The sequence below is a fragment of the Lysinibacillus sp. G1-3 genome, assembly GCF_056322905.1.
The window spans coordinates 120,482-146,252 of sequence record NZ_JBWHYQ010000007.1 but is presented as its reverse complement, the minus strand read 5'-3'; the positions used below and the strand labels follow the sequence as shown (position 1 = coordinate 146,252).

22 protein-coding genes and 1 other annotated feature are annotated in these 25,771 nt (G+C 38.0%); of the genes, 8 read left to right on the top strand and 14 right to left on the bottom strand.

Going from position 1 to position 25,771, the window contains the following annotated elements; translation table 11 throughout:
* The first annotated feature begins 39 nt into the window (after positions 1–39).
* On the top strand, positions 40–564 hold the full coding sequence (locus ACVYAD_RS09035) for a CotY/CotZ family spore coat protein (RefSeq protein WP_079559573.1): 525 nt from the start codon (positions 40–42) through the stop codon (positions 562–564).
* 65 nt (positions 565–629) lie between these two features.
* Here ACVYAD_RS09035 and ACVYAD_RS09030 read toward each other — a convergent pair whose 3' ends face one another.
* From ACVYAD_RS09030 to ACVYAD_RS09000, 7 genes are all read right to left on the bottom strand, one after another.
* Positions 630–1,031: a hypothetical protein gene (locus tag ACVYAD_RS09030; protein WP_349659079.1), complete on the bottom strand. Its 402-nt coding sequence runs from the start codon at positions 1,029–1,031 to the stop codon at positions 630–632.
* A gap of 53 nt (positions 1,032–1,084) precedes the next feature.
* Entirely contained in the window at positions 1,085–2,461 is a 1,377-nt protein-coding gene (gene mgtE / locus ACVYAD_RS09025; protein WP_349659080.1) for a magnesium transporter, read from the bottom strand.
* A gap of 477 nt (positions 2,462–2,938) precedes the next feature.
* The gene (locus tag ACVYAD_RS09020) at positions 2,939–3,148 is read right to left on the bottom strand and encodes a hypothetical protein (protein WP_476425938.1); all 210 of its coding nucleotides are present in this window, start codon (positions 3,146–3,148) and stop codon (positions 2,939–2,941) included.
* A gap of 759 nt (positions 3,149–3,907) precedes the next feature.
* Positions 3,908–4,816, bottom strand: coding sequence for an RluA family pseudouridine synthase (locus ACVYAD_RS09015; protein ID WP_476426048.1), 909 nt, complete (start codon positions 4,814–4,816; stop codon positions 3,908–3,910).
* Position 4,817: 1 nt separating this feature from the next.
* Entirely contained in the window at positions 4,818–5,612 is a 795-nt protein-coding gene (locus ACVYAD_RS09010; RefSeq protein ID WP_079559569.1) for an NAD kinase, read from the bottom strand.
* Entirely contained in the window at positions 5,609–6,280 is a 672-nt protein-coding gene (yjbM, locus tag ACVYAD_RS09005) for a GTP diphosphokinase (RefSeq protein ID WP_349659081.1), read from the bottom strand. The genes ACVYAD_RS09010 and yjbM overlap by 4 nt, the downstream gene beginning before the upstream one ends.
* Positions 6,281–6,342: 62 nt before the next feature.
* Positions 6,343–6,726: a UPF0738 family protein gene (locus tag ACVYAD_RS09000; RefSeq protein ID WP_349659082.1), complete on the bottom strand. Its 384-nt coding sequence runs from the start codon at positions 6,724–6,726 to the stop codon at positions 6,343–6,345.
* A 485-nt stretch (positions 6,727–7,211) separates the two neighbouring features.
* Between ACVYAD_RS09000 and ACVYAD_RS08995 the strand changes: the two genes are divergently transcribed.
* From ACVYAD_RS08995 to ACVYAD_RS08980, 4 genes are all read left to right on the top strand, one after another.
* Positions 7,212–7,805, top strand: coding sequence for a CYTH domain-containing protein (locus ACVYAD_RS08995; RefSeq protein WP_349659083.1), 594 nt, complete (start codon positions 7,212–7,214; stop codon positions 7,803–7,805).
* A 179-nt stretch (positions 7,806–7,984) separates the two neighbouring features.
* The gene (locus ACVYAD_RS08990) at positions 7,985–8,782 is read left to right on the top strand and encodes a lytic transglycosylase domain-containing protein (RefSeq protein WP_349659084.1); all 798 of its coding nucleotides are present in this window, start codon (positions 7,985–7,987) and stop codon (positions 8,780–8,782) included.
* Between the two features lie 293 nt (positions 8,783–9,075).
* A complete protein-coding gene (locus ACVYAD_RS08985) occupies positions 9,076–9,483 on the top strand; it encodes a globin domain-containing protein (RefSeq protein ID WP_197139873.1) in 408 nt (135 codons plus the stop codon).
* Complete coding sequence (locus ACVYAD_RS08980) at positions 9,476–10,285, top strand: DsbA family protein (RefSeq protein ID WP_349659086.1); 810 nt, start codon at positions 9,476–9,478, stop codon at positions 10,283–10,285. Before ACVYAD_RS08985 ends, ACVYAD_RS08980 begins: the two co-directional genes overlap by 8 nt.
* A 428-nt stretch (positions 10,286–10,713) precedes the next feature.
* Here the strand turns inward: ACVYAD_RS08980 and pepF are convergent, their stop codons facing one another.
* From pepF to spxA, 4 genes are all read right to left on the bottom strand, one after another.
* The gene (gene pepF, locus ACVYAD_RS08975; protein WP_476425934.1) at positions 10,714–12,525 is read right to left on the bottom strand and encodes an oligoendopeptidase F; all 1,812 of its coding nucleotides are present in this window, start codon (positions 12,523–12,525) and stop codon (positions 10,714–10,716) included.
* A gap of 48 nt (positions 12,526–12,573) precedes the next feature.
* The gene (locus ACVYAD_RS08970) at positions 12,574–13,695 is read right to left on the bottom strand and encodes a competence protein CoiA (RefSeq protein WP_476425933.1); all 1,122 of its coding nucleotides are present in this window, start codon (positions 13,693–13,695) and stop codon (positions 12,574–12,576) included.
* Between the two features lie 216 nt (positions 13,696–13,911).
* A complete protein-coding gene (mecA, locus tag ACVYAD_RS08965) occupies positions 13,912–14,580 on the bottom strand; it encodes an adaptor protein MecA (protein ID WP_349659089.1) in 669 nt (222 codons plus the stop codon).
* A 435-nt stretch (positions 14,581–15,015) separates the two neighbouring features.
* Entirely contained in the window at positions 15,016–15,411 is a 396-nt protein-coding gene (gene spxA / locus ACVYAD_RS08960; RefSeq protein ID WP_024362527.1) for a transcriptional regulator SpxA, read from the bottom strand.
* Positions 15,412–16,157: 746 nt separating this feature from the next.
* Positions 16,158–16,390 (top strand) — a binding site (T-box leader).
* A 454-nt stretch (positions 16,391–16,844) separates the two neighbouring features.
* Between spxA and trpS the strand changes: the two genes are divergently transcribed.
* The gene (gene trpS, locus ACVYAD_RS08955) at positions 16,845–17,834 is read left to right on the top strand and encodes a tryptophan--tRNA ligase (RefSeq protein WP_476425932.1); all 990 of its coding nucleotides are present in this window, start codon (positions 16,845–16,847) and stop codon (positions 17,832–17,834) included.
* 1,039 nt (positions 17,835–18,873) lie between these two features.
* Here the strand turns inward: trpS and fabF are convergent.
* The gene (gene fabF / locus ACVYAD_RS08950; RefSeq protein ID WP_349659091.1) at positions 18,874–20,115 is read right to left on the bottom strand and encodes a beta-ketoacyl-ACP synthase II; all 1,242 of its coding nucleotides are present in this window, start codon (positions 20,113–20,115) and stop codon (positions 18,874–18,876) included.
* A 30-nt stretch (positions 20,116–20,145) separates the two neighbouring features.
* The gene (locus tag ACVYAD_RS08945) at positions 20,146–21,084 is read right to left on the bottom strand and encodes a beta-ketoacyl-ACP synthase III (protein ID WP_476425931.1); all 939 of its coding nucleotides are present in this window, start codon (positions 21,082–21,084) and stop codon (positions 20,146–20,148) included.
* Between the two features lie 1,247 nt (positions 21,085–22,331).
* On the opposite strand from ACVYAD_RS08945, the gene ACVYAD_RS08940 reads away from it, so the two are divergent.
* Positions 22,332–22,526: a YjzD family protein gene (locus tag ACVYAD_RS08940; protein WP_079559555.1), complete on the top strand. Its 195-nt coding sequence runs from the start codon at positions 22,332–22,334 to the stop codon at positions 22,524–22,526.
* Positions 22,527–22,575: 49 nt separating this feature from the next.
* On the opposite strand, the gene ACVYAD_RS08935 is transcribed toward ACVYAD_RS08940, so the two are convergent.
* Positions 22,576–24,702, bottom strand: coding sequence for an ATP-dependent Clp protease ATP-binding subunit (locus tag ACVYAD_RS08935; RefSeq protein ID WP_349659093.1), 2,127 nt, complete (start codon positions 24,700–24,702; stop codon positions 22,576–22,578).
* 268 nt (positions 24,703–24,970) lie between these two features.
* On the opposite strand from ACVYAD_RS08935, the gene ACVYAD_RS08930 reads away from it, so the two are divergent.
* On the top strand, positions 24,971–25,657 hold the full coding sequence (locus tag ACVYAD_RS08930; RefSeq protein ID WP_349659094.1) for a Crp/Fnr family transcriptional regulator: 687 nt from the start codon (positions 24,971–24,973) through the stop codon (positions 25,655–25,657).
* Positions 25,658–25,771: the final 114 nt, after the last annotated feature.

The window sequence follows — 25,771 nt, the reverse complement described above, 5'->3', positions numbered from 1 at the left end:
CATATTGTAGAAGTAGTAACAAGGAAAGGAGGTGACAATATGGGTTGTGGCAAGCCAACAAATCCTATTGGACCAATCCATTCAGCAGGCTGCGTTTGTGACGTAGTACGCGCTATTTTAGACATTCAGAATCAAGCGGTGAGAGAAGAATGTCAACCATGTACAGCTAACTGTTTCCTAGAACCACTGGGAGGCATCGTAAGTCCAGCACGCTCTCATGCAGATACACGTGTATTTATGTTAATTACAAAAGATGGTACTCCTTTTAAAGCATTTTTCAGTTCTCCAACAGCGGATCCATGTATATGTACATCCGTATTTTTCCGAGTAGAAGATATGTTTGATGAGTGCTGCGCTACCTTGCGTGTTTTAGAACCTTTATGTTCATTTGACTCCAGTGAAAGTACAGTCGATCTATTAAGTCGAGACGGTTGCTGTGTCAACATGAAAAAAATATGCAAAGTAGATGATTGGAATTCCACTGAGAGCTGTATTACTGTAGATTTATCGTGCTTCTGTGCTGTACAATGTATTGCTGATGTAGACTTAGGGATTTGTGAATAATCTTTTCTCCTTTGACACACTACACATAAAAAAAAGTGTACAGCATCCTCTGCTGTACACTTTTTTCATAAAGTAGGTAATTGTTTACCCCGCCATAATACTTGTTCTATGTCCTCAAAATAAATAATTTCTTGTGTCTTTAATTCAAAAGAAGTAAGCATCAATGAATCCGTCTCTACATTAGATGCACTACCTCGTAAATTTCGACCATCCTTTAAACATACGACTAACGGTTGATATGCTTTTTGCCGAAATGGCTTTTCTAAAAATTGAAGTTGCTTTAGTAAATACGGATCTATTTGTTCTTCTTCAACCACTTCTTCTTTTTCTTCAATCGCCTGTTCATTGAAATAGCCGTCCTTTAGATACACTGACGTACTTTCATCCAAATCAAGTTCATGTAGCACCTTAGAAATATTTAGAAAATAGGATGGTGACTTTATAAATAAGCGTGGCTCTTGACCCACATTACTCACTTCCCTTTTTTTCATACAATATGCGAAAGGAAGAAAATTGGTTCTCAGCCTATTTTGCTTATGAATGTTGTCGCCAAACCTAAGTAAATTAAAATACTTGTAATATCATTTAATGTTGTAATAAATGGACCAGATGCAACAGCTGGATCAATTTTCATGCGATGCATGAGCAATGGAATAAAAGAACCTGCAAGCGTTGCTACTAAAATTGAACCACAAAGCGCTGCTCCTACTAGCATTCCAAGTATAAGCTCTTGTTTCCAAATATAGACGATACCGATCACAATCAGTCCACAAACAATTCCAGACATTAAGCCTGTGCCTGCTTCACGTAAGAGTAATTTTAGCTTGCTATGTTCTTCAACATCTCCTGTCGCAATTCCTCGAATAGCTACCGCTAATGCCTGTGTTCCACTATTTCCAGAAGTACCTGAAATAAGAGGGATAAACACTGCGAGTAACGCAACCTGTTCTAACGTTGCCTCAAACTGTCCCATCAAATTTGCAGTCAACATCCCTAAAAATAATAATATGACAAGCCATGGTAAACGTTTTTTAGCTGCCTGGAACGAGGTTGTATCAAATTTATCCATATCGGAAATACCCGCTAATTTAGAGTAATCCTCCGATGCTTCCTCATCAATAACGTCGATAATATCGTCGACTGTAATAATCCCTAGTAATTCACCCTTATCGTCAATAACTGGTGTCGCTAAGAAGTTATAGTCCTTCATAATTTGGGCAACCTCTTCTTGGTCATCCCCTGCGTGCACCATCACAACACGCTCATTCATAATTGAACGTATACGAGTATCTTCATCCGCAATGATTAAATCACGAAGCGAAACAACACCTGTTAATCGATGTGCTTCATCCACGACAAAAATATAATAAATGGTTTCAGCATCCGGTGCTTCTTTCCGTAAAATCGCCATCGCTGAACGAACAGTAGAATTTTCTGGTATCGCTACATATTCAGTCGTCATGATAGAACCAGCAGTGCCTTCGTCATATCTTAAAAGCTCATTAATTTCTTCAGCTGTTTCCTCATCCATCATGCCTAAATAGCTTTCACGTTGTTCCGTATCCAATTCATTTAAAACGTCTGCCGCATCATCTGCATACATATGAGAAAGCATTTCTGCACCATATGACGGATCCATCTCAGCCAGATACGCTGTGTATTCATCATCATCTATTTCGATTGCCTCAAAAATATCAGCCATTTCCGACGGAGACAAGAACGAATAGATGGTCTTTCGTATATCAGGCTCCACCTTCTCATAAAACGTTGCCTGATCATATGGATGAAGCTCTAAAAACTCATCGCGGAATGCGTTTATATCATGTGCTTCGAGCATTTCTCGCAAACGTGCCTCGTCGAATTGCACATCATCCTTTTCATTTCTTTCCTCTATCATGCTTGTCCCCTCCTTCCGAGCAATCAATTATGCCTCGGCATAATTGCGTCCGAAATCGGCTTTGTGCTTGCACAAAGAACTCCTATCCGATTCCGTGACATCCGCCGGAGGCTTTAGGCCAACGTGATGTTGGTCACTCAGTCTTTGCCACAGGACGTGGCGTTCTTAGACTGAGTTCCTATATTTCAGCGGGTGTTTGACCAACCGCCGAAAAGTAAATTCATTTGTACCTGTGCTTTGCTTTCTGCACAGAAAACATTTGCTGAAATAAGTTAAATCATTAATACGGGCAATTCCGTAAATCTACCTTTTATATAATAGAGTGTATGATGCCTTTTCTGCAAACCCTTTTTTTACTACATAGCATCCTACAACATCCCCGCAATCTAATTGGATAAATCTGTAGATAAATGTTTCTATTTTTCACCTTTACTGAATAAAAACTAGCTCCTCACCAAAAGTTGGAGATGACATTTATTAACCGTATGCCATAAATAGTTGATTTCCGTTCCGACTGGGCGACTCCTTTGGGATCAGCGATATAGAGGAACGAAGGCTAAGAGCATCACGTCCTGTGATAACGCCTTCGTGACCAACATCCTGCTGTTGCTGTCGCTGCGCTTTCGCACAAACAAAACCAAAACCTGCTGCCGCTACGTTGCACTTACGCTCTCGCGCAAAAGACATCTGTTGGCCCGAGACCCTGCAGTGAAGCGGATGTTTTCTGTGCGATAGCGTAGTGCCCAGCAAATGTTTTAACTGTGCGAAAGCGAAGCGTCAGCAACAATAAAAGCGGCTCATCGGACGCCCCCAGGAAGCTTTGCTCTGTGCGAAAGCGTAGCGACACCAAATGTTTTCTGTAGCGAAAGCAAAGCGGCAGCGGCAAATGTTTTAACTGCGCGAAAGTGTAGCGGCAGCGGCAAAGCGCCCAGTCGGAACGGAAATTAAACACACGTTATCGTAATATCCCTAAAAAATCCTCTACTCTACTCTACTATACCCTACAATCGGTTTATCTTCATTCAGCAGAAGATTCCCACCTCTGAAAGTAATGAGATGAATATGGTTCCTTTCAAATGGTGCAAAGACACCTACTGAAATAGAGGAACTCAATCTAAGAGCGCCACGTCCTGTGGCAACGACTGAGTGACCAACATCATGTTGCTGACGCTACGTTAGCACTGCGCTTTCGCACAGAAAACATTTGTTGGCCCAAAGCCTCCGGCGGATGTCACGGATTTTGAATTGAATGAATTGTGCGAGCACAATTCAAAATCCGGACGCAATTACGCCAAGGCGAAATTGATTTTCTGTTACGATGTTTTTAAGAAAACTTATAAAATGATAAAGAGATGCCCGTTTGTGCGAACATCTCCTTAAATATATAACATGATTCAGTAATAGGTTTCACGCTTCGTGAACTAAAGAGGTTTGAAGAATTAAACTTCAAACTAAGGAGTCATTCAATAATTGCTGCATATCTTCATTTACGTTACTTGTAAATTGTAACCTTTCACCGGTCAAAGGATGAAGCATCTTTAAGGACACACAATGTAATGCTTGTCTATTTATATGATCACGACTTCCACCATAAAGTTCATCTCCAACAAGTGGATGTCCCACATAGGCCATATGCACACGAATTTGGTGTGTTCGCCCTGTGTGCAACTTTAGTTGTATATGTGTCATCGGTTCACCCTGTAAATAAAAGTGCCTTAATATTGTCACATCTGTATGCGCAAATTGACCGTCCTCACGCACCTCACGCTCAATAATGCTCGTCTCCTTGCGTCCAATAGGAGCAATAATTGATTGTACATCTCGTGCCACATGTCCATGTACAATGGCTTCATATTGTCGAGAAATCTCTCCGCTACGCTGTGCAAGTCCCGTTAAATGATGAATATGAGCATGTTTGGCAATGCATAGCAAGCCAGAAGTATCACGGTCAAGTCTCGTGACGATATGAGCCGTTGATGCTAAACCTTGCTGCTGAAAATGACCACATACTAGATTCGCTACGCTATGTGTTGGATGCTCACGCGAAGGAATCGTACTTTGATGTGCTGGCTTATTAAGCACTAAAATTGCTTCATCTTCGTAAATAATAGAAAGTTCGCCATGTTCAACAGCAAGCCCCTCACTTTTTTCTTCAGGAGGGAATGTAACTTCAACTCGATCGCCAATGTGAAGAGGATGTCGAACATTGCGTTCGACATCATTTACTGTCAGTAAGCCTCCATCAAATTTAATAGCTGTTAAAGCTCGCTTGGAGATGCGCCATTCAGCTAAGGCCTCCCTTAGTAGTTGGCCTTCCTTTTCCGCTATAAAATGCAGTGTAAATCTTGTATCCATTTTACTCATTGGCCACGAATGATTCATGCACTCGTTCCCAGAATGGGAATGGACGGAAACGTGCAAAACGCACTCTTTCAGTTGCTACATTAAATGCAATCGACTTCACATCACCTTGCGTAACTTGTAAATGATCAACTGTCATATTAAAGTTTTGTTCATTGACTGGACGTAAAACACAATGATGGTGTGCTGGTAATATGAGTGGTGAACCAACTGTACGGAAGACACGGTTATTGATAGATGCTATCTCAGTAATTTGGAGCGCCGCTAAAGTCGGATGAATAATTGCTCCACCGAGGGCTTTATTATAAGCTGTACTACCAGAAGGCGTTGATACACATAGACCGTCTCCACGGAAACGTTCAAACTGATTACCATTTAATTCTACATCCATTACAAGTGTGACATCAGGTGATTTCACAGTTGCTTCATTTAACGCTAAATACGTATTGGATTCCGCATTATGATGCTCCACCTTTACCTCTAGTAGGGGATATTCCACAACGTTAAAGTCCTTTTTCGCAATGGATAAAACAAGCTTTTCTAATTCAGATGGCTTCCAATCGGCATAAAATCCTAAATGTCCCGTATGAATACCTACGAAGGCAACCTGATCTAGCAAATGAGCATATCGATGAAAGGCATGTAGTAAAGTGCCATCTCCTCCAATAGAGATTACGATTTCAGGAGCCTCTTCATCATAAGTTAACCCAAAATCCTGCAAATACGTTCTAGCTAGCTCCATTAATTCGTTCGACTGTGCATCTCTACGTGATTGAATGGAAAATTTCATTTTGAGTCACGCTCCTTCTCCGATAGTAAATTAGGATTCGATGCTTCTTTATATTCGCTGAAATAAGCCTGCGCTTCTTGTATCTCACTTCGAATGGACGACATTTCCTCATCCAATCGGAAAGCGGCCTCCGCTGCACTTTGAAGGCGATTTTTAATTTCCTCGGGGAACATACCTTTATATTTATAATTTAAAGAATGCTCAATAGATGCCCAGAAATTCATGGCTAGTGTTCTTATTTGTATTTCAGCTAATACCACTTTTTTCCCCTGTATCGTCTCTACAGGATACTCCACAATCATATGATATGAGCGGTAGCCACTTGGCTTATTATGTGTAATATAGTCACGCTCTTCCACAACACGCATATCTTTACGTTGCCGTATTAGCTCTGTAACTGTCGATATATCATCTACAAATTGACACATAATACGTAAACCTGCGATATCTCCTAGCTCGTCACCTAGCTGTTTTGAAGGCTCAAAGGAAAGTCCTTTTTCTAGTGATTTATCATATATACTTGCTAAAGGCTTTACACGTCCTGTCACAAATTCAATTGGTGAATTTGCATTTACAATACCAAACTGTGAACGCATACCCTTTAATTTTACTTTTAACTCATCTACTGCTTGTTTATAAGGACTTAAAAATATTTCCCATTGTCCCATCGCAAAAACCTCCCGACATTCGGTATCGAACAAAACCAACACCGTCTGTTCGTTTTGTCTTTTTATTCAGCTAGAAATTTCTCGAAGTGTTGTTCCACCGCTTGGACAAATTCCGCCCCATAATTGTAATTTCCTTCAATATTATACACGAGCATTTCCAATTCATCGTAAAAATTTGTAAGCTCAAGTACTTCTTCACCTAGTTGTAGCTTTGGATTTTTCTCTTTTTGTAAAATATGTACAAGCTGATCCCAACTACTCGGCGGAAAACGCAAGTAATGATAATCTTCTCCTGCATCAAGTAAATAAATAAACGCAAAGTCATCAGAATCTGCAATTAATTGTGCAGCAGGTTTTAACTGTAAATTTACTTCATTGTCGTTTAAACTAAAATGAAGATCTTCATTTTCAAAATTCAATGTTTCTATTGTATAAATTTTACGCACACGCGGTTCCCCTTTTCGTCGTACTCTTCCTCTTATTTTAGCATAGAGGGTAAATAGTTGCAGTGTGTAAATACTAAATCAATGAAATAACGAACGAAACTTTTTTATTATAGCGTGTAGTTGATTTCCGTTCCGCGACTGGGCAACTCCTCGGGGATCAGCAATAGAGAAACGAAGGCTAAAACGATCACGTCCTATGATAACGCCTCGTGACCAACATCGTGTTGACCCTAGACCCTGCAGCGAGCAAATAGAGGAACGAAGGCTAAGAGCATCACATCCTGTGATAATGCCTTCGTGACCAACATCATGCCGTCGCTACGTTAGCAATAAAAGCGGCTCATCGGACGCCCCCAGGAAGCTCTGCTCTGTGCGAAAGCGAAGCGGCAGCAACAAAGCGCCCAGCTGGAACGGAAATCAACCACACACTATGCTGTTTTCCCCTAATCAACACACTAAAAAAATAAAATAAACAGGTGAACATAATGGCACAACAAATTGAAATAGAGTTTAAAAATCTTTTAACAAAAGAGCAATACGAATATTTACTGCAAGAATTCAACATTTCCGAAAATGCTATTCATCGTCAAACAAATCATTATTTCGACACACCTTCGCAAGCTATTCGGAAACTCCAAAGCGGACTTCGTATTAGACAAATCGACAAATACTTTGAGTGTACTTTAAAAGAAAAAAATGCAGAGCATGCACACTTAGAGACGACTGACGAATTAACTGCTGAGCAAGCTAAGAAAATGCTTGTTAGTGAAGGTTTCTATGCCCAAGAAGTAGCCAAAAGACTAGCTCTCTTTAACATTCCTTTAGAAAAATTGGAGGTATTTGGTTCACTAACAACCGATCGTGTCGAAATACCTTATAAGGATGGCCTTCTAGTATTCGATCATTCTTTCTATTTGCAGTGCGATGATTATGAGGTAGAATATGAATCAAAAGATGCAATAAAAGGAAATGTAATCTTCGACGAATTTCTACAGCAATATGGTATTGAAAAACAGGCAACAGATAAAAAAATTGCGCGTTTTATGAAAGCATTACAAATGAATAAAGAACAATCCTAATAGGTCAATTATGCCCCTGCATAATTGCGTCGCGTCCTGAATCGGCTTTGGCTTGCACAAAGACTTCCTTTCCGATTCCGTGACATCCGCCGGAGGTATTAGGCCAATGTGATGTTGGTCACTCCATACGGATGTTGCTGAAATAAGTTAGCTAGATAACAAGAAAGGGTGGCAACTCCTTGGATATCCAATCACTCAGAACTTTACTTGACATTCAAGCATTACAAACACTAGGAGCTTCAGAAAATTCATCATCAAACAATCTTACAGACAGCAATTCTATGTTTTCAGACATGATTAGCGAAATACTTGGCGACTCAACTACTACTAACAATGCAAAATTGTCTAGTTTGCTCGGAGGAGTATCAAGTGCTTCGTCTATGATGGATCAGTTTAATAGTTTAACTGGTTTATCTGAAAACATGCAAAATAATGCGTATCAAGCATTACTTTATAATGGTTCTAACAGCGTCTTTATACCTTCATCTGTACAAGCAGCTTTAGCAAACACACAATCTAGCACAACAAGTACAAAGCTAGACTCCTACGTTTCAGATAACGTAATTGGTTCAACAGCATATGCCAATTCATTAGCAGGTGCGAATCAGTACGCTTCGATAATTCAAAAGGCAGCAGCTACATATAATGTACCCGAGAAACTCATCGCTGCCGTGATTAAGCAAGAGTCTAATTTTAATGCAAATGTGGTTAGTCATGCTGGAGCACAAGGATTAATGCAATTAATGCCAAAGACAGCACAATATTTAGGCGTTACAAACGCCTTTGATCCAGAGCAAAATATTATGGCAGGAGCCAAATATTTACGCCAAATGCTAGATAAATTTGATAATGATCCTGCATTAGCATTAGCTGCTTATAACGCAGGAGCTTCACGCGTTACAAAGTATGGTGGCGTTCCTCCTTTCAAAGAAACGCAGAATTATGTCAAAAAAGTAATGAATTACTACACAGTTTAACTTCTTTCAGCAAATTCACTGAAAGAAGTTAAAGCCTCCGGCGGATGTCACGCAATGATGCCGAGGCATAATTGATTCGCATAATCATTGTTAATACAGCGTTTTTCGGCAAATTTCACCCACGTGGTGAAATTTGTGCTTTTTTAGCGAAAACATTTCGGAAGAGCGCTTTGTTTGTGTTAACGAAAAGACGTTGATAGAATGAAGGTAGTCACAAGGAATTCACATTTAAGAAAATGACTAAGTATAAAAATATACTTTACGATATAAAGAATTAAAGGGGCATTAAACTTATGAGTCGAAAATACACTGTTCCTTATGAGGAGCTGGGGGCTGAAAAGCTTTCAGAGCTAATCCATGCGTTCTATAGAAGAGTTGCACAGCATCCTGATCTTATTCCAATCTTTCCAAAAGATTTAACGGAAACAGCACGCAAGCAAATTCAGTTTCAAACACAGTATTTAGGTGGACCAAATCTTTTTACTGAGGAGCATGGTCATCCAATGATGCGTGCACGTCATATGAATTTTCCGATTACACCTGATCGTGCTCAAGCTTGGCTTGAATGTATGTCCGAAGCGATGGATGAAGTAGGAATGGAAGGTAAGTTCCGTGAAGTTTATTATCAACGTTTAGTATTAACAGCTCATCACATGATTAATACACCAAATGACGATGAGGGGGAATTGTTACGTGAATAATATTCAAATGCTACAAGAGCCAACTCCTGAGATTTCTACTGCTAATAAGCCTATTGAATTGTATATTTTCGTAGATCCACTTTGTCCAGAAGCTTTTAAATTGCAAGCTGTTCTTCGTAAGTTACAGCTAGAGTACAATCATTACTTTACATGGCGCTTTGTACTAAGCACAGAGCTTGCTTCTTTGAATTGTTTAAGTAAGCGTGTAAAAGGTTGTGTATCCGGTATTGAACTCGACATTAATCACCCTGTTTTGCCATCAATCGCTATTAAAGCAGCAGAGTTACAGGGGAAACGTGCAGGAGCACGCTATTTGTCGAAACTACAAGAATATGTATTACTAAACCAACAAGATGTCAATTCTTATGCTACGCTGTTAAAAATTGCGGAAGATGTTCAATTAGACATGAATGAATTTTCCGCAGACTTTGGTTCAAAAGAAGCTGCACGTGCCTTCCAATGCGATTTATATATTAAACGTGAGATGGAAGTTGATGAAGTCCCTAGCATTGTGTTTTTCAATGAATGTATTGAAGATGAAGGTCTTAAAGTTAGTGGCAACTATTCCTATGAAGTTTATGAACATATTTTACAAGAAATGATGGATGAACAGCTTGTACGTCAACCATTACCAACAATGGAAGAATTATTTACAAAATTCCATACCCTTTCAACGAATGAAGTAGCTTTCATCTACTCATCAACAGAGCAAAATGCTGAACGTGAATTAAAGAAGCGTATGTTACAGCAAAAGATTGAACGAATTCAGACAGATCACGCTACATTGTGGCGTCTTAAATAATGCAATTATTCTATTATTCTAAAGAACAGGGATACAACACACATTCAATGTTGTGTCCCTGTTCTCTTTTTTTATTTATCGGAATACTTCTTTAAAAAAATAAAAGAAGCGCCACTATCCTCGACAGATAGTGACGCCTCTTTTTCACAAAGGGGATGGGAGAAATGTTCACGTTCAAACAAAGGGGTGTATGTTTGTTTTTGTGATTTATTTCACATGATTCAATTTATCATGGAATAGTAAATATAGCAACAAGTCCAATGATAGATTCACAAATTTGTCAAATAGAAAGCGATTACAAACAGTATTTTTTCAAGATACGCGCTTTTAAACATTTAGAAATCAAAAAAAAACATTATTCTTACAATTTTTATTATTTAATTAATCATAGAAAAAAGGCTGTAGGGAAATTCCTACAGCCTTCCAAATTAATTATTCAACAATAATTTTTCTAACTCGTTTAAACGTTCTTCAAATACTTTACATGCATCATCAATCGGTTGTGCAACGTTCATATCAACGCCTGCTGCCTTTAATACCTCAATTGGGAAATTTGAGCAACCCGCTTTTAAGAAGTTATTAATATAACGTTCTACAGCTGGTGTACCCTCTTCTAAAATTTGTTTGCTTAATGCTGTCGCAGCTGATTTACCTGTAGCATATTGATACACATAGTAATTATAGTAGAAGTGTGGAATACGAGCCCACTCTAAGCCGATTTCCTCATCTACAACAATATCCTCACCGAAGTATTGTTTATTTAAATTATAGTAAACCTCTGTTAGACGCTCTGCTGTTAAAGATTCACCGTTCTTATCCATTTGGTGGATTAGGTGTTCAAATTCAGCAAACATTGTTTGTCTGAAAACAGTACTTCTGAAGCCGTCTAGCCAATGATTTAATAAATAAATTTTCTGTTGAGGATCTTCAATTGTTTTCAGTAAATAATCATTTAATAGCTCTTCATTACAAGTTGAAGCTACTTCAGCTACAAAAATAGAATAATCGCCATAAACGAACGGCTGATTTTTACGTGAATAATAACTGTGTACACTATGACCAAATTCATGCGCTAGTGTAAACAGATTATTAACATTGTCTTGCCAGTTCATTAATATATATGGATTTGTTCCATAAGCACCCGAAGAGTATGCACCACTGCGTTTCCCTTTGTTTTCTAAGACATCCACCCAACGATTATCTAGACCACCTTGAACAATGCCTTGATATTCTTCACCTAGTGGCGCTAAAGCTTTTACTAAAATATCCTTCGCTTCATCGTATGTGATTTTCATATCCACTTCCTTAACGAGCGGAGCAAATAAATCCCACATATGCAATTCGTCTACACCTAAAAGCTTTTTACGTAACGAAATATAGCGCTGCATAGCAGGTAAATGCTTATGGACTGTTTCTACTAATTGATCATAAACACTTTCCGGAATGAAGTTATTAGACATTGCTGCGTGACGTGCAGAATCATAATTACGAATACGTGCACTAACATTATGCTTTTTCACATTGCCCGTTAATGTAGCGGAAAACGTATTTTTAAAGTTACCGTAAGTTTCGTACATTGCTTTAAAAGCATTTTCACGAACAGTGCGATCTTTACTTTCTAAAAACTTAATATAGTTACCGTGTGTTAGCTGTACTTCTTCCCCTTCTTCATTTTTCACTTTAGGGAAGACAATATCAGCGTTATTTAACATACTAAATGCATTTGAAGCAGTACCTGTAACCTCAGACATTTGTGCAAGTAAAGCTTCCTGCTCTGCTGGTAATACATGAGGACGTGCCATCGTTATTTCTTTTAAAGATTGCTTATACAGTTGTAAGTCTTTATTTTCTGCTAAGTAATTTTCTATCGTTTCTTCACTCAATGATAAAATCTCAGGTGTTAAAAATGATAGGGCAGCTGAAATACTAGTCGCTAATGTTTGAATACGACTATTCATATCTTGATAGAAGCTATTTGTCGTATCTTGGTCATTACGCATATGAGCATACGTGTAAAGCTTCATTGCACGTTCATAAATTTCATCGTGATAAGTTAGAACTGCCGCTAATGCATCTGCTCCATTTTTCACAGTACCTGCATAACTAGGTGCTTTTTTCGCAAGTTCTGCAACTTCTTTATACTCTTCTTCCCATAGGGCATCAGTTGCGAATATATCCTCCAAGCGCCAAGTTAACTCTTTTGGAACATCATTTCTTACTAGAACTTGATTACTAGCCATGTGCCAGCCCCCTTTATATGTGTGTTTTTCCTATACTCTCATATTTTCTCAGTATATTGTGTCAATTGCAAATAAATGTGCGTACACTTGCTCATAAATACCCGGAAAACGATTATCTTTTTCATCCCTTTTCGCCAGCATCATTCCGTAATTTTTAATAGCTTGTACAGCCTGGATTGTAAGTTCTATATGATGATGGCTTAAAAACAATCGTATATTTCTCTCGTCTAGTTCATGAGGTGCTAATTGTAAACGTCGACAATAATAATGCAATATCGTCTGCCACTCAATAGAAAACATCGGTATCGCCTCTCCATTTTTTACCGGAACACCTACGTAATCAGGCATCCTCGTTAAAGCAAAACCTAACTCATAACTACTTCGTAAAAATGCATCTTGCACCCCATTTTTACTATGGAATAATCGTTGATATACGAATTGCTTACAATACTTTTTATATAGCTGCCAATAACAATGAAATTCCTCTTTCGTAATTGTCTTAGGCTCATAAAAAGGAAAATGTTGCTTATGAATAGTTAATTCCTGTACTTTACCTATAAAAGTATGCCCATGAACATAAAGAAGATTCGCCCAATAAATAAATCTTGATGTGTTTGCATCATATGTCACTAAATAAGACAAGCCTAGTGCTGTAGTATTTATCACTTTTTGCATAATCGGAGAAATAGAAATTTTTTGAATACCTTGTGTAGTTTGTTTTTGAGGTGTTTGAAAAAGCCACAACGGCTGTATACAATTTTTCTCATATCCAGATGTTCGTAATAGCCACTTTTCATGAGAAATTGTACTACACTGAAATTCAATGGCAATTTGCTTATGGTCCTTGATCAAAAGCATATCTGGCCGCTGTGAAAGCTTCCGTAAAAAAGGCTCCAGCTTTACTGTATGCCCGAGGTTTTTCAACCATTCAAATAATTGGATTTTTCCTTGTAAATGAAGTTTTGATTCACCCTCTGCAAATAACTGTATACAGCTATTAGTAGCAATATGAGCGAAATGAGGGATATTATATTTGCCTATCTTTAATTGGACAGGCTGCTGGCATTGAGGACAATAAAATTTCATCTGCTGCCTACATCGTTGTAAAGCTTCCCTTGAATATTGGTATGGGAGAAAAATCTGCTGCTGCTCATTATAGGCCATAAGCATAAAATCATCTCCTTTTTGCCTAATTGTATAGGAGCCTTTTTATAGCGACAAATAAAGAACGGCTTTTTCTTGAAATTTAAAAATTGCTATCTTTTTTCAATTACTTACGTTACCAAAAACACTTACTGAAAGAAGTTAAATAAAAAGACTGCAAACAAACTTGATAATCACCAAGTTTATTTACAGTCTAAGCCACTGAATCAAGTACTCATTACTTTAAATAAAATATTTTCGTACTGTTTCAAAGCAATCAAATTCCATAATTTTTTCGCCATATTCCTCTAAACGATGGATTGTAAAATTCGATGGTAGTAAAAATTCTTTAATAACCGCATTTCTATCATGATGATTTAACTCTTCTTCTGCGTTCACAAAGTCAACTACTAGATAGTACCAATCTTCATATTTAAATAATGAGGAATCCACTAATTCATCTGTTATGCGTTTCGCTACAGGGATTAACTCATCAATATCTTTAAATTTATAAACATAAATGTCAGTATCCATAAATAATTCTGACTCATCAATGTCACCAAATTGAGTTAGTTGACTGAGAAGATCCTCTCCAACATCCTCGAATGGAGCAAACATATCTTTGTGTTCATCAAAATGCGAAGAACCATCTAAGGTTTCACCGTCTTTTAAAATATGTGCACGTGTGACAATGATCTCTAAGCCTACTTCAGAAGCATTGATATGAATCCAAATTGGACCTTCTACATCAAAATAATCCTCCGTATTTACTTCATCAATCATATCCCAAAAAAGTTGTTCACCCTTTGCTCGGTTGTACCAAATTTCCTCACGACTATAGCCGCGATCCTCTATATCATTGTACGTAATAAAGAGCTTGAGTGTATTTTCGTTTACACGTTCGATGTCCACTAGACCTCATCTCCCTTCACTGTCATTTGTCGAAAAACAGTTTGTTTCATTAGTATGCTATTATTCATTGTTTTTAACCTCATACCTCATTTTTGTTTTTCAACCTTTGACCACACTACAGTAAACCCATCGAGCAACCGAAATCAAAAAAATTTATGTCCACAGTTGTCTCTAATTATATTGTATGCTGTTCTGTCATAAAATGAAAAGGATATACACCGTTTCACAGAAGTTATTTGAATTATTGAAATTGTAGTAAACTATTAAGCTAAAATCAAGTTTAACATACTTTACCGAAATATATGACTTTTCCCTATTATTTATTATACTCTATATAGATGGATTTTCATAAGTAAAACACAAAAAAATAGATGTCACAATATGCTTGTTGCATATGTAACATCTAATACTTATTCTATGCAGAATACGGCAATATTAGTTCACCATACGCTGTGCTTCTTGCAGTTGATAAGCACGAACCTTACGAGGTAGGAAACGGCGAATTTCATCCTCGTTGTAGCCGACCTGTAAACGTTTCTCATCTAAAATAATGGGACGACGTAATAGACCTGGATATTCTTGAATTAATTCATACAAACGTTGTAATGGCAAGCTTTCCACATCAACATTTAATTTCTGGAAAATTTTTGATCGAGTCGAAATAATTTCATCCGTACCATCTTCTGTCATACGCAAAATTTCTTTAATTTCACTAATGCTTAATGGTTCAGAAAATATATTACGTTCTGTATATGGGATTTCATGCTCCTCTAACCATGCTTTAGCTTTTCGGCAAGACGTACAACTTGGTGATGTAAATAAAGTTACTATCATACTGACACATCCTTTCCTTTTAATCATTATCTATACTAGTGTGTTAAATTAGAATTAATTTAATGTAAATATACATACCATTATACAGTACTCTGTGATGTTTGAATATAGTTCCAATAAAAAAAGAATAACCATTTGACATGAAATTTTCTATTTATTCACATAAACTTCAAAGTAGTTACTTCTTGAGATGTGTAATGAACTACTACTAATATTCCCATTCGCAGAGCAATTTAAACATCCACTGCTTGATTGTTTTTGTTCTCATTTAAGAATTTTAAACGAGAATACTGTCAATTCTGTGTGTACAAATATAGACGTATATTTACTAATATCGGTTGCATTTCCAAATAAATAGATTGTTACCATAACGTGCGGTTGTTTTCCGCTCCGACCAGACGCTTTCTTAGGGGCGTCCGATGAGCCGCTTGGGCCAACAGATATATGGAATGTGTTTTAACAAATGTCAGCCGCAACTTTTGGTGATGAGCCACACCTTAAAATAATTTAAGATATCGCTATAATGCTTTTCGCTTTCGACAGAAAACATTTATTGCTAAACTGAAATATAAAAGCAGCAAAAGTAGCATATAACTTTTTCCCGAGAAAAAACACCGCCAAAAGTCTGACTTTACACACTTGCTTTTCACCGAGCCTTTATAATATAATTTTTTGCAATAAATCAATTATGTCTTTGGTGACTTCACCTCGCCATCTACGCAGATGGAAGACAGGTATTGAGCTAAAAAACGCTGACGAAGAGTAGTACATTTGCCTTTTACACGTTTAGAGAGTCTGTGGTTGCTGCAAACAGATCGTGTAAGCATTTGGAATGGACTTCCGAGTTAGCTTTGTGAACGTCTTAGTTTCTTATTTAAGTCTATTAGCAAAGCTCGTCCCTTCACGTTACGAAGAAGAGTGGCCGTTTTAGGCAAGCTGGGTGGTACCACGGATTCAAACATCATTCGTCCCTTCATTAGAAAACTAATGAGGACGCATGATGTTTTTTATTTTGGTTCATCACCAAAAATTGTGAATGACTTTTATTAGAACGTCTACTATGAAAAAGTTGATTGTAGTGGAGACTGGGCAACTCCTTGGGGATCAGCGATAGAGGAACGAAGGCTAAAACCATCACGTCCTGTGATAACGCCTTCGTGACCAACATCATGCCGCTGTCGCTACGTTAGCACTACGCTTTCGCGCAAAAAAACATCTGTTGGCCCAAACGGCTCATCGGACGCCCCCAGGAAGCTCTGCTCTGCGCGAAAGCGAAGCGTCAGCAACAAATGTTTTATCTGTGCGAAAGCGTAGCGGCAGCAACAGCAAAGCGCCCAGTCGGAACGGAAATCAACCACACGTTTTGGTGATGACTTTCCATTTTGGTATTTATGTAAAAATAAGGGACTGAATTCAAGGAGGAAATGACAATGACAACTATTTTTTCAGGCGTACAGCCAACAGGTATCGTTACTTTAGGGAACTATTTAGGAGCATTTAAGCAATTCCCTGCATTACAAGATGAAGGTGATGCTGTTTATTGTATCGTCGATCAGCATGCCATAACAGTGGCTCAAGATCCAAAAGAATTACGTCAAAATATTCGCAACCTAGCAGCAACGTATATTGCTACAGGCATCGACCCTAAAAAATCGACATTATTTATTCAATCAGAAGTACCAGCTCACGCACAGGCAGGCTGGATGTTACAATGTGTTGCATCGATTGGTGAGCTTGAACGTATGACACAATTTAAAGATAAATCGCACGGTAAGGAAAGCGTATCTGCCGCTCTTTTAACATATCCACCATTGATGGCAGCAGACATCCTTTTGTATAACACAAACATTGTTCCTGTCGGTGATGATCAGAAGCAGCATATTGAGCTTACTCGTGATCTAGCAGAGCGTTTTAACAAACGTTATGGTGACGTTTTAACGATTCCTGAAATTCAATTACCTAAAGCAGGAGCTCGTATCAAATCACTACAAGAACCTACAAAGAAAATGAGTAAATCTGATCCAAATACAAAAGCAACAATCAAGCTTTTAGATTCAGCGAAAGATATTGAGAAAAAAATTAAATCTGCTGTTACTGACTCTGATGGTATTGTGGCATTCGATGTGGAAAATAAACCTGGTGTTTCTAATTTACTAACAATCGAATCTGCCATTTCGGGCGTATCTATTGACGATCTTGTAAAAAAATACGAGGGCATTGGCTATGGTGGTTTCAAGCAAGGTGTTGCAGCAACGGTTATTGATCACCTGACACCAATTCAAGAGAAATTCTATCACTTGGTAGAATCATCAGAATTAGACATCATTTTGGATGAAGGTGCTGAAAAGGCAAATGCTATTGCTAGTGCTACATTAAAACGCATGGAAGAAGCAATGGGCCTTGGTCGTGCACGTCTCTAAGAATAAAGCTTTAACGTGAAATGAAGAAATGATATAGCATTGTTGAAATTTATCGAAAGAGCTTGGCCAAAAAAAGAGAGTAATTTAAGCGTTACATCTTATCCTTGTTTATCGTTTTATCATAACCAAGATCAAGCACAACAGCACATAATACAACGGCTGATCCAATTGCCACATAAAATGCTGTTGTCTGTGCCATAAATTTAAAAACAACTGTCCAGGTATATCCGAGTGTCCGATAATTCAAATACAATATGAGATTCCCAACGGAGAGAATCAATAAGCCGTAGCTCATTAAAAATAAAAAGAGTCGGAACAAGTTAAGGGCATCCTCTCTATTTTTTCTTTATTATCATCTATTCATAAAACTATAAAAAAAGACGTCAGCCACTTAAATTAGGCTGACGTTTTTTATGTTGTTTAAAAACTAGTATGTCAATAAAAGTACTGTCTGTTTATGCTTAATAAATTTTATCATATCAAAAGTAACACTATGTTTCTTACCATAATTGGAATAATTGGAATAATTGAATTAATTGTCATAATAGACTAATAGCAGTGAAGCTATTTTACGCCGGTTATTATCGCTGTTATGTTTTCGCATATAAAGGCATGTTGCTGCAGAGTGGTTGGTCTTCGTTCCGACTGGGCGACTCCTTGGGGATTAGCGATAGAGGAACGAAGGCTAAAACCATCACGTCCTGTGATAACGCCTTCGTGACCAACATCATGCCGCTGTCGCTACGTTAGCACTACGCTTTCGCGCAAAAAACATCTATTGGCCCAAGCGGCTCATCGGACGCCCCCAGGAAGCTCTGCTCTGTGCGAAAGCGTAGCGACAGCAACAACAAATGTTTTCTGTAGCGAAAGCATAGCGACAGCTACAAAGCGCCCAGTCAGAACAGAAATCAACCCCCTCGTTTTGCAGAAGAGCCTTACTTTATTTAATATGACGACATCTTAATTAACCGCCCGTAAAAGCCCGAACACTAAAAAATCAGCGGGAGATGAAGCTCCCACTGATTATAGTTTTACTTTATTATTCCTCGATTTTTTTGAATAGTAGACTTGCGTTGTGTCCACCAAACCCAAGTGAGTTACTCATAGCATATTGAATATCTACTTTTCGAGCTTCATTAGGCACATAATCTAAATCACATTCTGGATCTGCGTCTGTTAAATTAATTGTCGGTGGTAAAATACCTTCTTTAAGTGCAAGCGCTGTGAAAATAGCTTCTACACCACCAGCTGCACCTAATAAGTGACCTGTCATTGATTTTGTAGAACTCATTGCAAGCTTATAGGCATGTTCACCAAAAACAGTTTTTACTGCTTGTGTTTCAAATAAATCGTTATATGGTGTACTTGTTCCATGTGCATTAATATAGTCAACTTGTGAAGCTTCTACGCCGCCATCAGATAATGCTTGCATCATTGCACGAGAAGCACCTTCCCCTTCTGGAGCTGGAGCTGTAATATGATGTGCATCCCCTGTTGCTCCATAACCAAGAACTTCTGCGTAAATTTTTGCACCGCGTGCTTTTGCGTGCTCATACTCTTCCAAAATAACAATACCAGCACCTTCACCGATAATGAAACCATCGCGATTTTTATCGAATGGACGGCAAGCTTTTTCTGGATCAGTGTTTAAAGATAATGCAGTATTAGCGCAGAAGCCTGCTACTGCCATCGTAACGATTGGCGACTCAGCACCGCCCGAAATCATAACATCTGCATCACCACGTTCAATTACTTTAAAAGCATCCCCAATAGAGTTTGTACCTGAAGCACAAGCAGTTACTGAACAAGAGTTAATGCCCTTTGCACCAAAGTGAATCGACACTTGGCCTGAAGCCATATCTGGAATCATCATTGGAATAAAGAATGGACTTACTCTTCTTGCTCCACGCTCTTGAAAAGTTAAAAATTGTTGTTCATATGTTTCCATACCGCCGATGCCAGAGCCAATCCAGACACCTGCACGTGGTGCTAGCTCTTCATCGATTGTTAATTGTGCATCTTCCATCGCCATGATAGATGCCGCTAAAGCATACTGTGTAAAGCGATCCATTTTACGAGCTTCTTTACGTTCGATATACTTTTCGATATTAAAATCCTTCACTTCAGCAGCAACTTTTGCTGCGAAAAGATCTTTATTTAAACGCGTTAATTCGCCAACGCCAGATTTTCCAGCTTTAATGTTAGTCCATGTTTCTTCGATGCTATTTCCTAGTGGTGTAACTGCGCCAATTCCTGTAATTACTACTCGTCGTTTACTCATTGTATTACTCCCCTCAAGCATTTTTCGTTTTTATTTTCCCCATCTCATTGTAACGGCGCCCCATGTTAAGCCACCGCCAAATCCAACAAGTACTACTAAATCATCATCTTTTATCTTACCTGCTTCAAGCTCATCTACCAAGGAAATACCAATAGATGCCGCAGACGTATTCCCATATTTGTGAATCGTTTTTGACATTTTTTCCGGTGGTAGCTCTAGACGCTCACGCGCTGATTCCATAATTCGAATATTTGCCTGATGCGGCACTAAAAAATCTACGTCTTCTTTTGTTAAACCTGCTTTTTCTAAAACGTTCATTGCAGATTCACCCATTTGACGAACGGCAAATTTAAATACTTCACGTCCATTCATAGCGATTGTATCCTGCTGTGTTAAATACAAATTCTTTCCACCTGTACCGTCAGCACCAAGTTCAAATGATAAAATACCTCTACCTTCTGATACTGGACCAATAATTGCTGCACTTGCACCGTCACCGAATAATACAGCGGTATTACGATCTTCCCAGTCAAGTACTTTCGACAGCTTTTCAACACCTACTACTAAGACATATTTATAAGCATTTGATTCTACAAATTGCTTTGCCGTCACTAAACTATATATAAACCCTGCACAAGCAGCCGCTTGGTCCATCGCTGCTGCATTAACTGCTCTAATTTGCTCCTGAACCATACATGCGACACTTGGAAAATTTTGATCTTGTGTTACTGTTGCTACAAGGATTAAGCCTATTTCCTCTGGTGAGATTCCCGCTTTTGCAATAGCTTCTTTTGCTGCAGCTACTGCTAAATCTGAAGTTTCCTGATCATCAGCAGCAAAATGACGTTGCTCAATCCCTGTGCGAGTTCGAATCCATTCATCCGAAGTATCCATTATTTTTTCTAAATCAAAATTCGTAACGACCTTCTCCGGAACGTATTTAGCAATTCCTAAAATACCAGCGTTCATTTAGCAACCCCTCTGCTTTCTTACTATCAATTATTAGTAACTGGTCATAATTATAACTCATAATGACGGAGAGGTGCAAGATGAATTAAATTTAACGTTCCTCTTCACCATAACGCGGGGTTGATTTCTATTCCAACTTGGGGCGTCTGATAAGTTCTATTGCATCGCTCAGTCTCCACTCCAATCAACTTATATACATGGCCTACAATTTAACAAATGTCATCTCCCACTTTTAGAGCTAATGCAAGAAAAAGCATATTTTTGGGGATAAGTGAGGTTGGAAAATAATGGCGGTTAATGAAAAAAAGCTGCAAATAAATTTGCAGCTTTGGCCTAACAATTATTAACAAATATTATCAACAACGTAAAAGTCGATATCGCAAAAAGATGAAGGGTGGCTCTCGCATGAATCTGCGTACTTCCAATCTATTCTCTAATAAGTCGTTAAGGATCTTGTTCTCTTTGGAACACTTAATGCTCTGAAGAAATCGCTTGATGAGTTGCAGTACAGAAGGTTTCAAACGACTTGTTGTACGTTTCTTTTTGTTAGGTTTGCTACCGTAGTTGTGTCAACGTAATCACTGATGCTTTAATCGTCTGGTGTTGCGGTGGTGTTTTTGGTTCAATAAACAACGTTGAGTAATACGCATCCGCAATGGTAATCAAGTAAACCACAAAAAGTAATCGTTTCATTCAATAGTTCAAAAATTCATTTCTCCCTTTTTTATCAATTCGAACTGTCTAGTTATAATACGTATGATACGTAAAAAAGTTTCAAATTAAATATGAACAACGCACAGATGACCCCCATAAGCTACTTCGGAATGAAATAACTTAGATCTAAAACATTTGTTGCCTTTTAACGTCTTTAATAATTTCTTTTAAAAAACCCTCTTTTTATATTTCTATTTATTCCCATCACCTCCAAGACATATAAAAAGCCACACCTGAATTGCCTAAAATAACTCTTCAAACTCATAATGAAGAACAGGTGCAAGATGAATTAAATTTAATGCTTTGACGGGGCTTGAAACACTTCTACACGCTACGACACACAAGCATTTGTGACGTCTTTGAATTTCAGTGATGTATTGAAATTGCATTAAAAATAAAAAAAATGTTGTTGTTGTGACAAATTCGCCATGTTTCACAGAAAAGGTTCTTTTTTTTTCGATTTATGTTATGATATGATAATGAATATGTAGTAAAATCTTATGATATAAAAAAGTTCGGTTGAGGTGAAATTAATGCGATATATCGTAACATTCATATGGTCATTCCTACTAGTTTCAATGTTAAACTACGTAGTAGGCTCTGTACTTGGTGCAGAATTTGATATCGATACTGCTATTGTTACATCAGTTGTATTTACAATTCTTGTTTTCATTATCGGTGCAATTATTCCAAACGAGTCAACTCCAGAAGCAGCAGACAATCATTAATTCAACTAGAAAAAACCTGTTTCGCTTAATGCGGAACAGGTTTTTTTTGTTATTTTTCAACGACACATTGACCATCATGCATTTTAATGTGTAATGTTTCTCCTGGTAATACTTCACCTCGAAGCAATTCTTTTGCAACCGCAGTTTCAATATATCGTTGTACGAAGCGTTTTAATGGTCTTGCGCCGAACTGAGCATCTGCTCCTTGTTCTACAACCCAATCAACTACATTTTGTTCTACTTGTAAAGTAATGTCTTGCTCTGCAACTCGTTTGACAAGCTGTTCGATATATTTCCATGCAATGGCTGTAAAATGCTCATCTGATAGTGCATGGAACATAATAATATCATCCATACGATTTAACAGCTCTGGTTTAAAATGTTGACGCAGTGCAGCCATCACTAAATCCTCAACAGCAACATCGTCTTCTTTTGCTTCCATTAAATAGCTTGAGCCAATGTTAGAAGTTAAAATGACCACTGTGTTCGTAAAGTTAACCATACGCCCCTGGCTATCAGTAATGCGACCATCATCTAAAATTTGTAGTAAAATATTTGCGACATCCGGATGGGCCTTTTCAATTTCATCTAATAATACAACTGAATACGGATTTCGGCGAACAGCTTCTGTTAATTGCCCACCTTCCTCATAGCCAACATAGCCTGGAGGTGCCCCTACAAGACGCGATACACTATGTTTCTCCATATATTCACTCATATCAATGCGAATAAAATGATCCTCAGAATCAAACAATTGTGCCGCTAGTGCCTTCGCAAGCTCTGTTTTACCAACACCCGTTGGTCCTAGGAATAAAAAGCTACCAATTGGTCGATGCGGATCTTTTATACCTGCTCGAGCACGCCATACCGCTTCTGTAACAAGTTGTACTGCATTATCTTGTCCGATTACACGCTCATGCAAAGTATCTTTTAAGCGCAATAATTTTTCTCGCTCACCTTCTACTAATTTCGTCACTGGTATTCCTGTCCAGCGCGAAACGATTGATGCAATTTCATCAGCTGTTACCTCTTCACGCAAAATACGTGATTCCGTACCATTTTCTAATTGTTTTTCCATCTCTTGAATGTCCTTTTCAAGTGTAGGAATTTTCCCATGACGTAGTTCAGCTGCTTTATTTAAATCATATTTACTTTCTGCTTCATCTAAGTCACGGCGGTATTTATCAAGTTTTTCACGTTTTTTCTGAATGCCGTGTAACGCTTCTTTTTCGGTTTCCCATTGTTTACGCATGCCCTCAGAGGATTCTTTGAGCTTTGTTAATTCCTCACTGAGTTGCTCTAGACGTTTTTTACTCGCCTCGTCTTTTTCATTACGCAATGCTTGCTCCTCAATTTCAAGTTGCATAATACGGCGCGTTACCGCATCCAATTCCTGTGGCATGGAATCAATTTCTGTTCGAATCATCGCACATGCTTCATCGATTAAATCGATTGCCTTATCTGGTAAGAAACGCTCTGTAATATAGCGATTTGAAAGCCCCGCTGCCGCTACGATCGCACGGTCATGAATACGTACCGCATGATGCAACTCAAAGCGCTCTTTCAAGCCTCGTAAAATGGAAACTGTATCTTCAATAGACGGCTCTCGTACAAGCACCTGCTGGAAACGACGCTCTAAAGCAGGATCTTTTTCAATATACATACGGTATTCATCTAATGTTGTAGCCCCGATACAATGTAGCTCACCTCGTGCAAGCATTGGTTTTAGCATATTCCCAGCATCCATTGCACCATCCGTTTTACCCGCACCAACAATTGTATGAATTTCATCGATAAATAAAATGATACGTCCCTCTGATTCTTTTACTTCTTTTAATACACCTTTCAAGCGCTCTTCAAATTGGCCGCGATAACTAGCACCAGCTATTAAAGCACTCATATCCAACTCATACAGTACGCAATCTTTTAACCCCTCAGGAACATCGCCCTTTACTATACGTTGAGCTAACCCTTCTACAATAGCTGTTTTACCAACCCCAGGCTCCCCTATTAAGACAGGATTATTTTTCGTTTTGCGTGTTAAAATACGAATGACATTACGAATTTCTTCGTCACGACCGATAACCGGATCCATTTTACCGTTTTTAACTTCTTCTATTAAATTACGTCCAAATTGTTCTAATGGTTTTTTGTCATTTGTTTGTTGAAATTGCATATTTAGCACTCCTTTTTAATAATGTTAAGCGGAATCCCGTTTGCCATTCTATTTCACAGAAAATGTTTGACCTTTTTTGACTAACTTTATTTTACAACACTCGACAAATCAGAGCAAAGAATTAGCCCTAAAAATTCTTCACTTATTACTGGAAAATTACGTTATAATGAAATTGTATTTCTTAAATTTAGTAAATTGCTCACCTAATTTTGTAATAATTAAACAATTTTTACAAAAAAGAAAGAGATGTGTTAAAGAAATGACTATTATGGATAATATACAAGAGAAATTTCACGATCTTTTTCAAAAGCACGGTGTTTTTATTAAAGTGAATAAGGATAGTAAAATCTTTTTAGAGGGCGAACGTGCGAAAGAAATTTATTATATAAAAACAGGAGCTATCTCGATTAGTCAGGAAACGGAGAATGGGAAGGAATTAACCATTCGTATTTGTGGTCCAGATAGCATCATTGGAGAAAGCTCATTATTTTGCAACTTTACGTATAATTCGATGACCGCTAAAGTACTAGAGCCCTCCAGTTTATATGTTCTTAGCCTCGAAACATTAGAACTTTTACTAGTGGAACAACCTATTTTAATGGTGGAATATATGAAGTGGTTGCAAACAGAAAATTTAAAGCATCAAAGCCGTTTGCGTGATTTGATTTTAAATGGGAAAAAGGGCGCTTTATTTTCAACGCTTATCCGTCTTTCCAATACTTATGGGAAGCCGTTAGAAAATGACACTATTTATATTGACTTTCCGTTAACACATACAGAGATCGCTAATTTATGTGCGACGAGTCGAGAGATGATTAATCGCATGCTGAATGACTTAAAGAAGCACAATATTATATCTTTTGAAAAAGGTTATATAACCATTCACGATCTACAATTTTTAAAGGATGAAATCGCCTGTGAAAATTGCCCGTTACAAATATGTCGTATTGATTAATACACTTACATACGAAATCCCCGCTTATGAGTTATAAGCGGGGATTCTGTGTTCTATTGAAATAATTATGGCTCTTTTGCAAAGCTAGGGGTTGATTTCCGCTCCAGGCTACTC

What these genes read in the sequence shown, in the direction of transcription:
- fabF (WP_349659091.1), bottom strand. Translation starts at nt 20,115, where the DNA reads ATGAGTAAACGACGAGTAGTAATTACAGGAATTGGCGCAGTTACACCA.
- ACVYAD_RS08995 (WP_349659083.1), top strand. Translation starts at nt 7,212, where the DNA reads ATGGCACAACAAATTGAAATAGAGTTTAAAAATCTTTTAACAAAAGAG.
- pepF (WP_476425934.1), bottom strand. Translation starts at nt 12,525, where the DNA reads ATGGCTAGTAATCAAGTTCTAGTAAGAAATGATGTTCCAAAAGAGTTA.
- ACVYAD_RS08985 (WP_197139873.1), top strand. Translation starts at nt 9,076, where the DNA reads ATGAGTCGAAAATACACTGTTCCTTATGAGGAGCTGGGGGCTGAAAAG.
- ACVYAD_RS09035 (WP_079559573.1), top strand. Translation starts at nt 40, where the DNA reads ATGGGTTGTGGCAAGCCAACAAATCCTATTGGACCAATCCATTCAGCA.
- ACVYAD_RS08935 (WP_349659093.1), bottom strand. Translation starts at nt 24,702, where the DNA reads ATGCAATTTCAACAAACAAATGACAAAAAACCATTAGAACAATTTGGA.
- ACVYAD_RS09020 (WP_476425938.1), bottom strand. Translation starts at nt 3,148, where the DNA reads ATGTCTTTTGCGCGAGAGCGTAAGTGCAACGTAGCGGCAGCAGGTTTT.
- ACVYAD_RS09015 (WP_476426048.1), bottom strand. Translation starts at nt 4,816, where the DNA reads ATGGATACAAGATTTACACTGCATTTTATAGCGGAAAAGGAAGGCCAA.
- ACVYAD_RS08970 (WP_476425933.1), bottom strand. Translation starts at nt 13,695, where the DNA reads ATGCTTATGGCCTATAATGAGCAGCAGCAGATTTTTCTCCCATACCAA.
- mgtE (WP_349659080.1), bottom strand. Translation starts at nt 2,461, where the DNA reads ATGATAGAGGAAAGAAATGAAAAGGATGATGTGCAATTCGACGAGGCA.
- ACVYAD_RS08930 (WP_349659094.1), top strand. Translation starts at nt 24,971, where the DNA reads ATGGATAATATACAAGAGAAATTTCACGATCTTTTTCAAAAGCACGGT.
- trpS (WP_476425932.1), top strand. Translation starts at nt 16,845, where the DNA reads ATGACAACTATTTTTTCAGGCGTACAGCCAACAGGTATCGTTACTTTA.
- ACVYAD_RS08940 (WP_079559555.1), top strand. Translation starts at nt 22,332, where the DNA reads ATGCGATATATCGTAACATTCATATGGTCATTCCTACTAGTTTCAATG.
- ACVYAD_RS09010 (WP_079559569.1), bottom strand. Translation starts at nt 5,612, where the DNA reads ATGAAATTTTCCATTCAATCACGTAGAGATGCACAGTCGAACGAATTA.
- yjbM (WP_349659081.1), bottom strand. Translation starts at nt 6,280, where the DNA reads ATGGGACAATGGGAAATATTTTTAAGTCCTTATAAACAAGCAGTAGAT.
- ACVYAD_RS08945 (WP_476425931.1), bottom strand. Translation starts at nt 21,084, where the DNA reads ATGAACGCTGGTATTTTAGGAATTGCTAAATACGTTCCGGAGAAGGTC.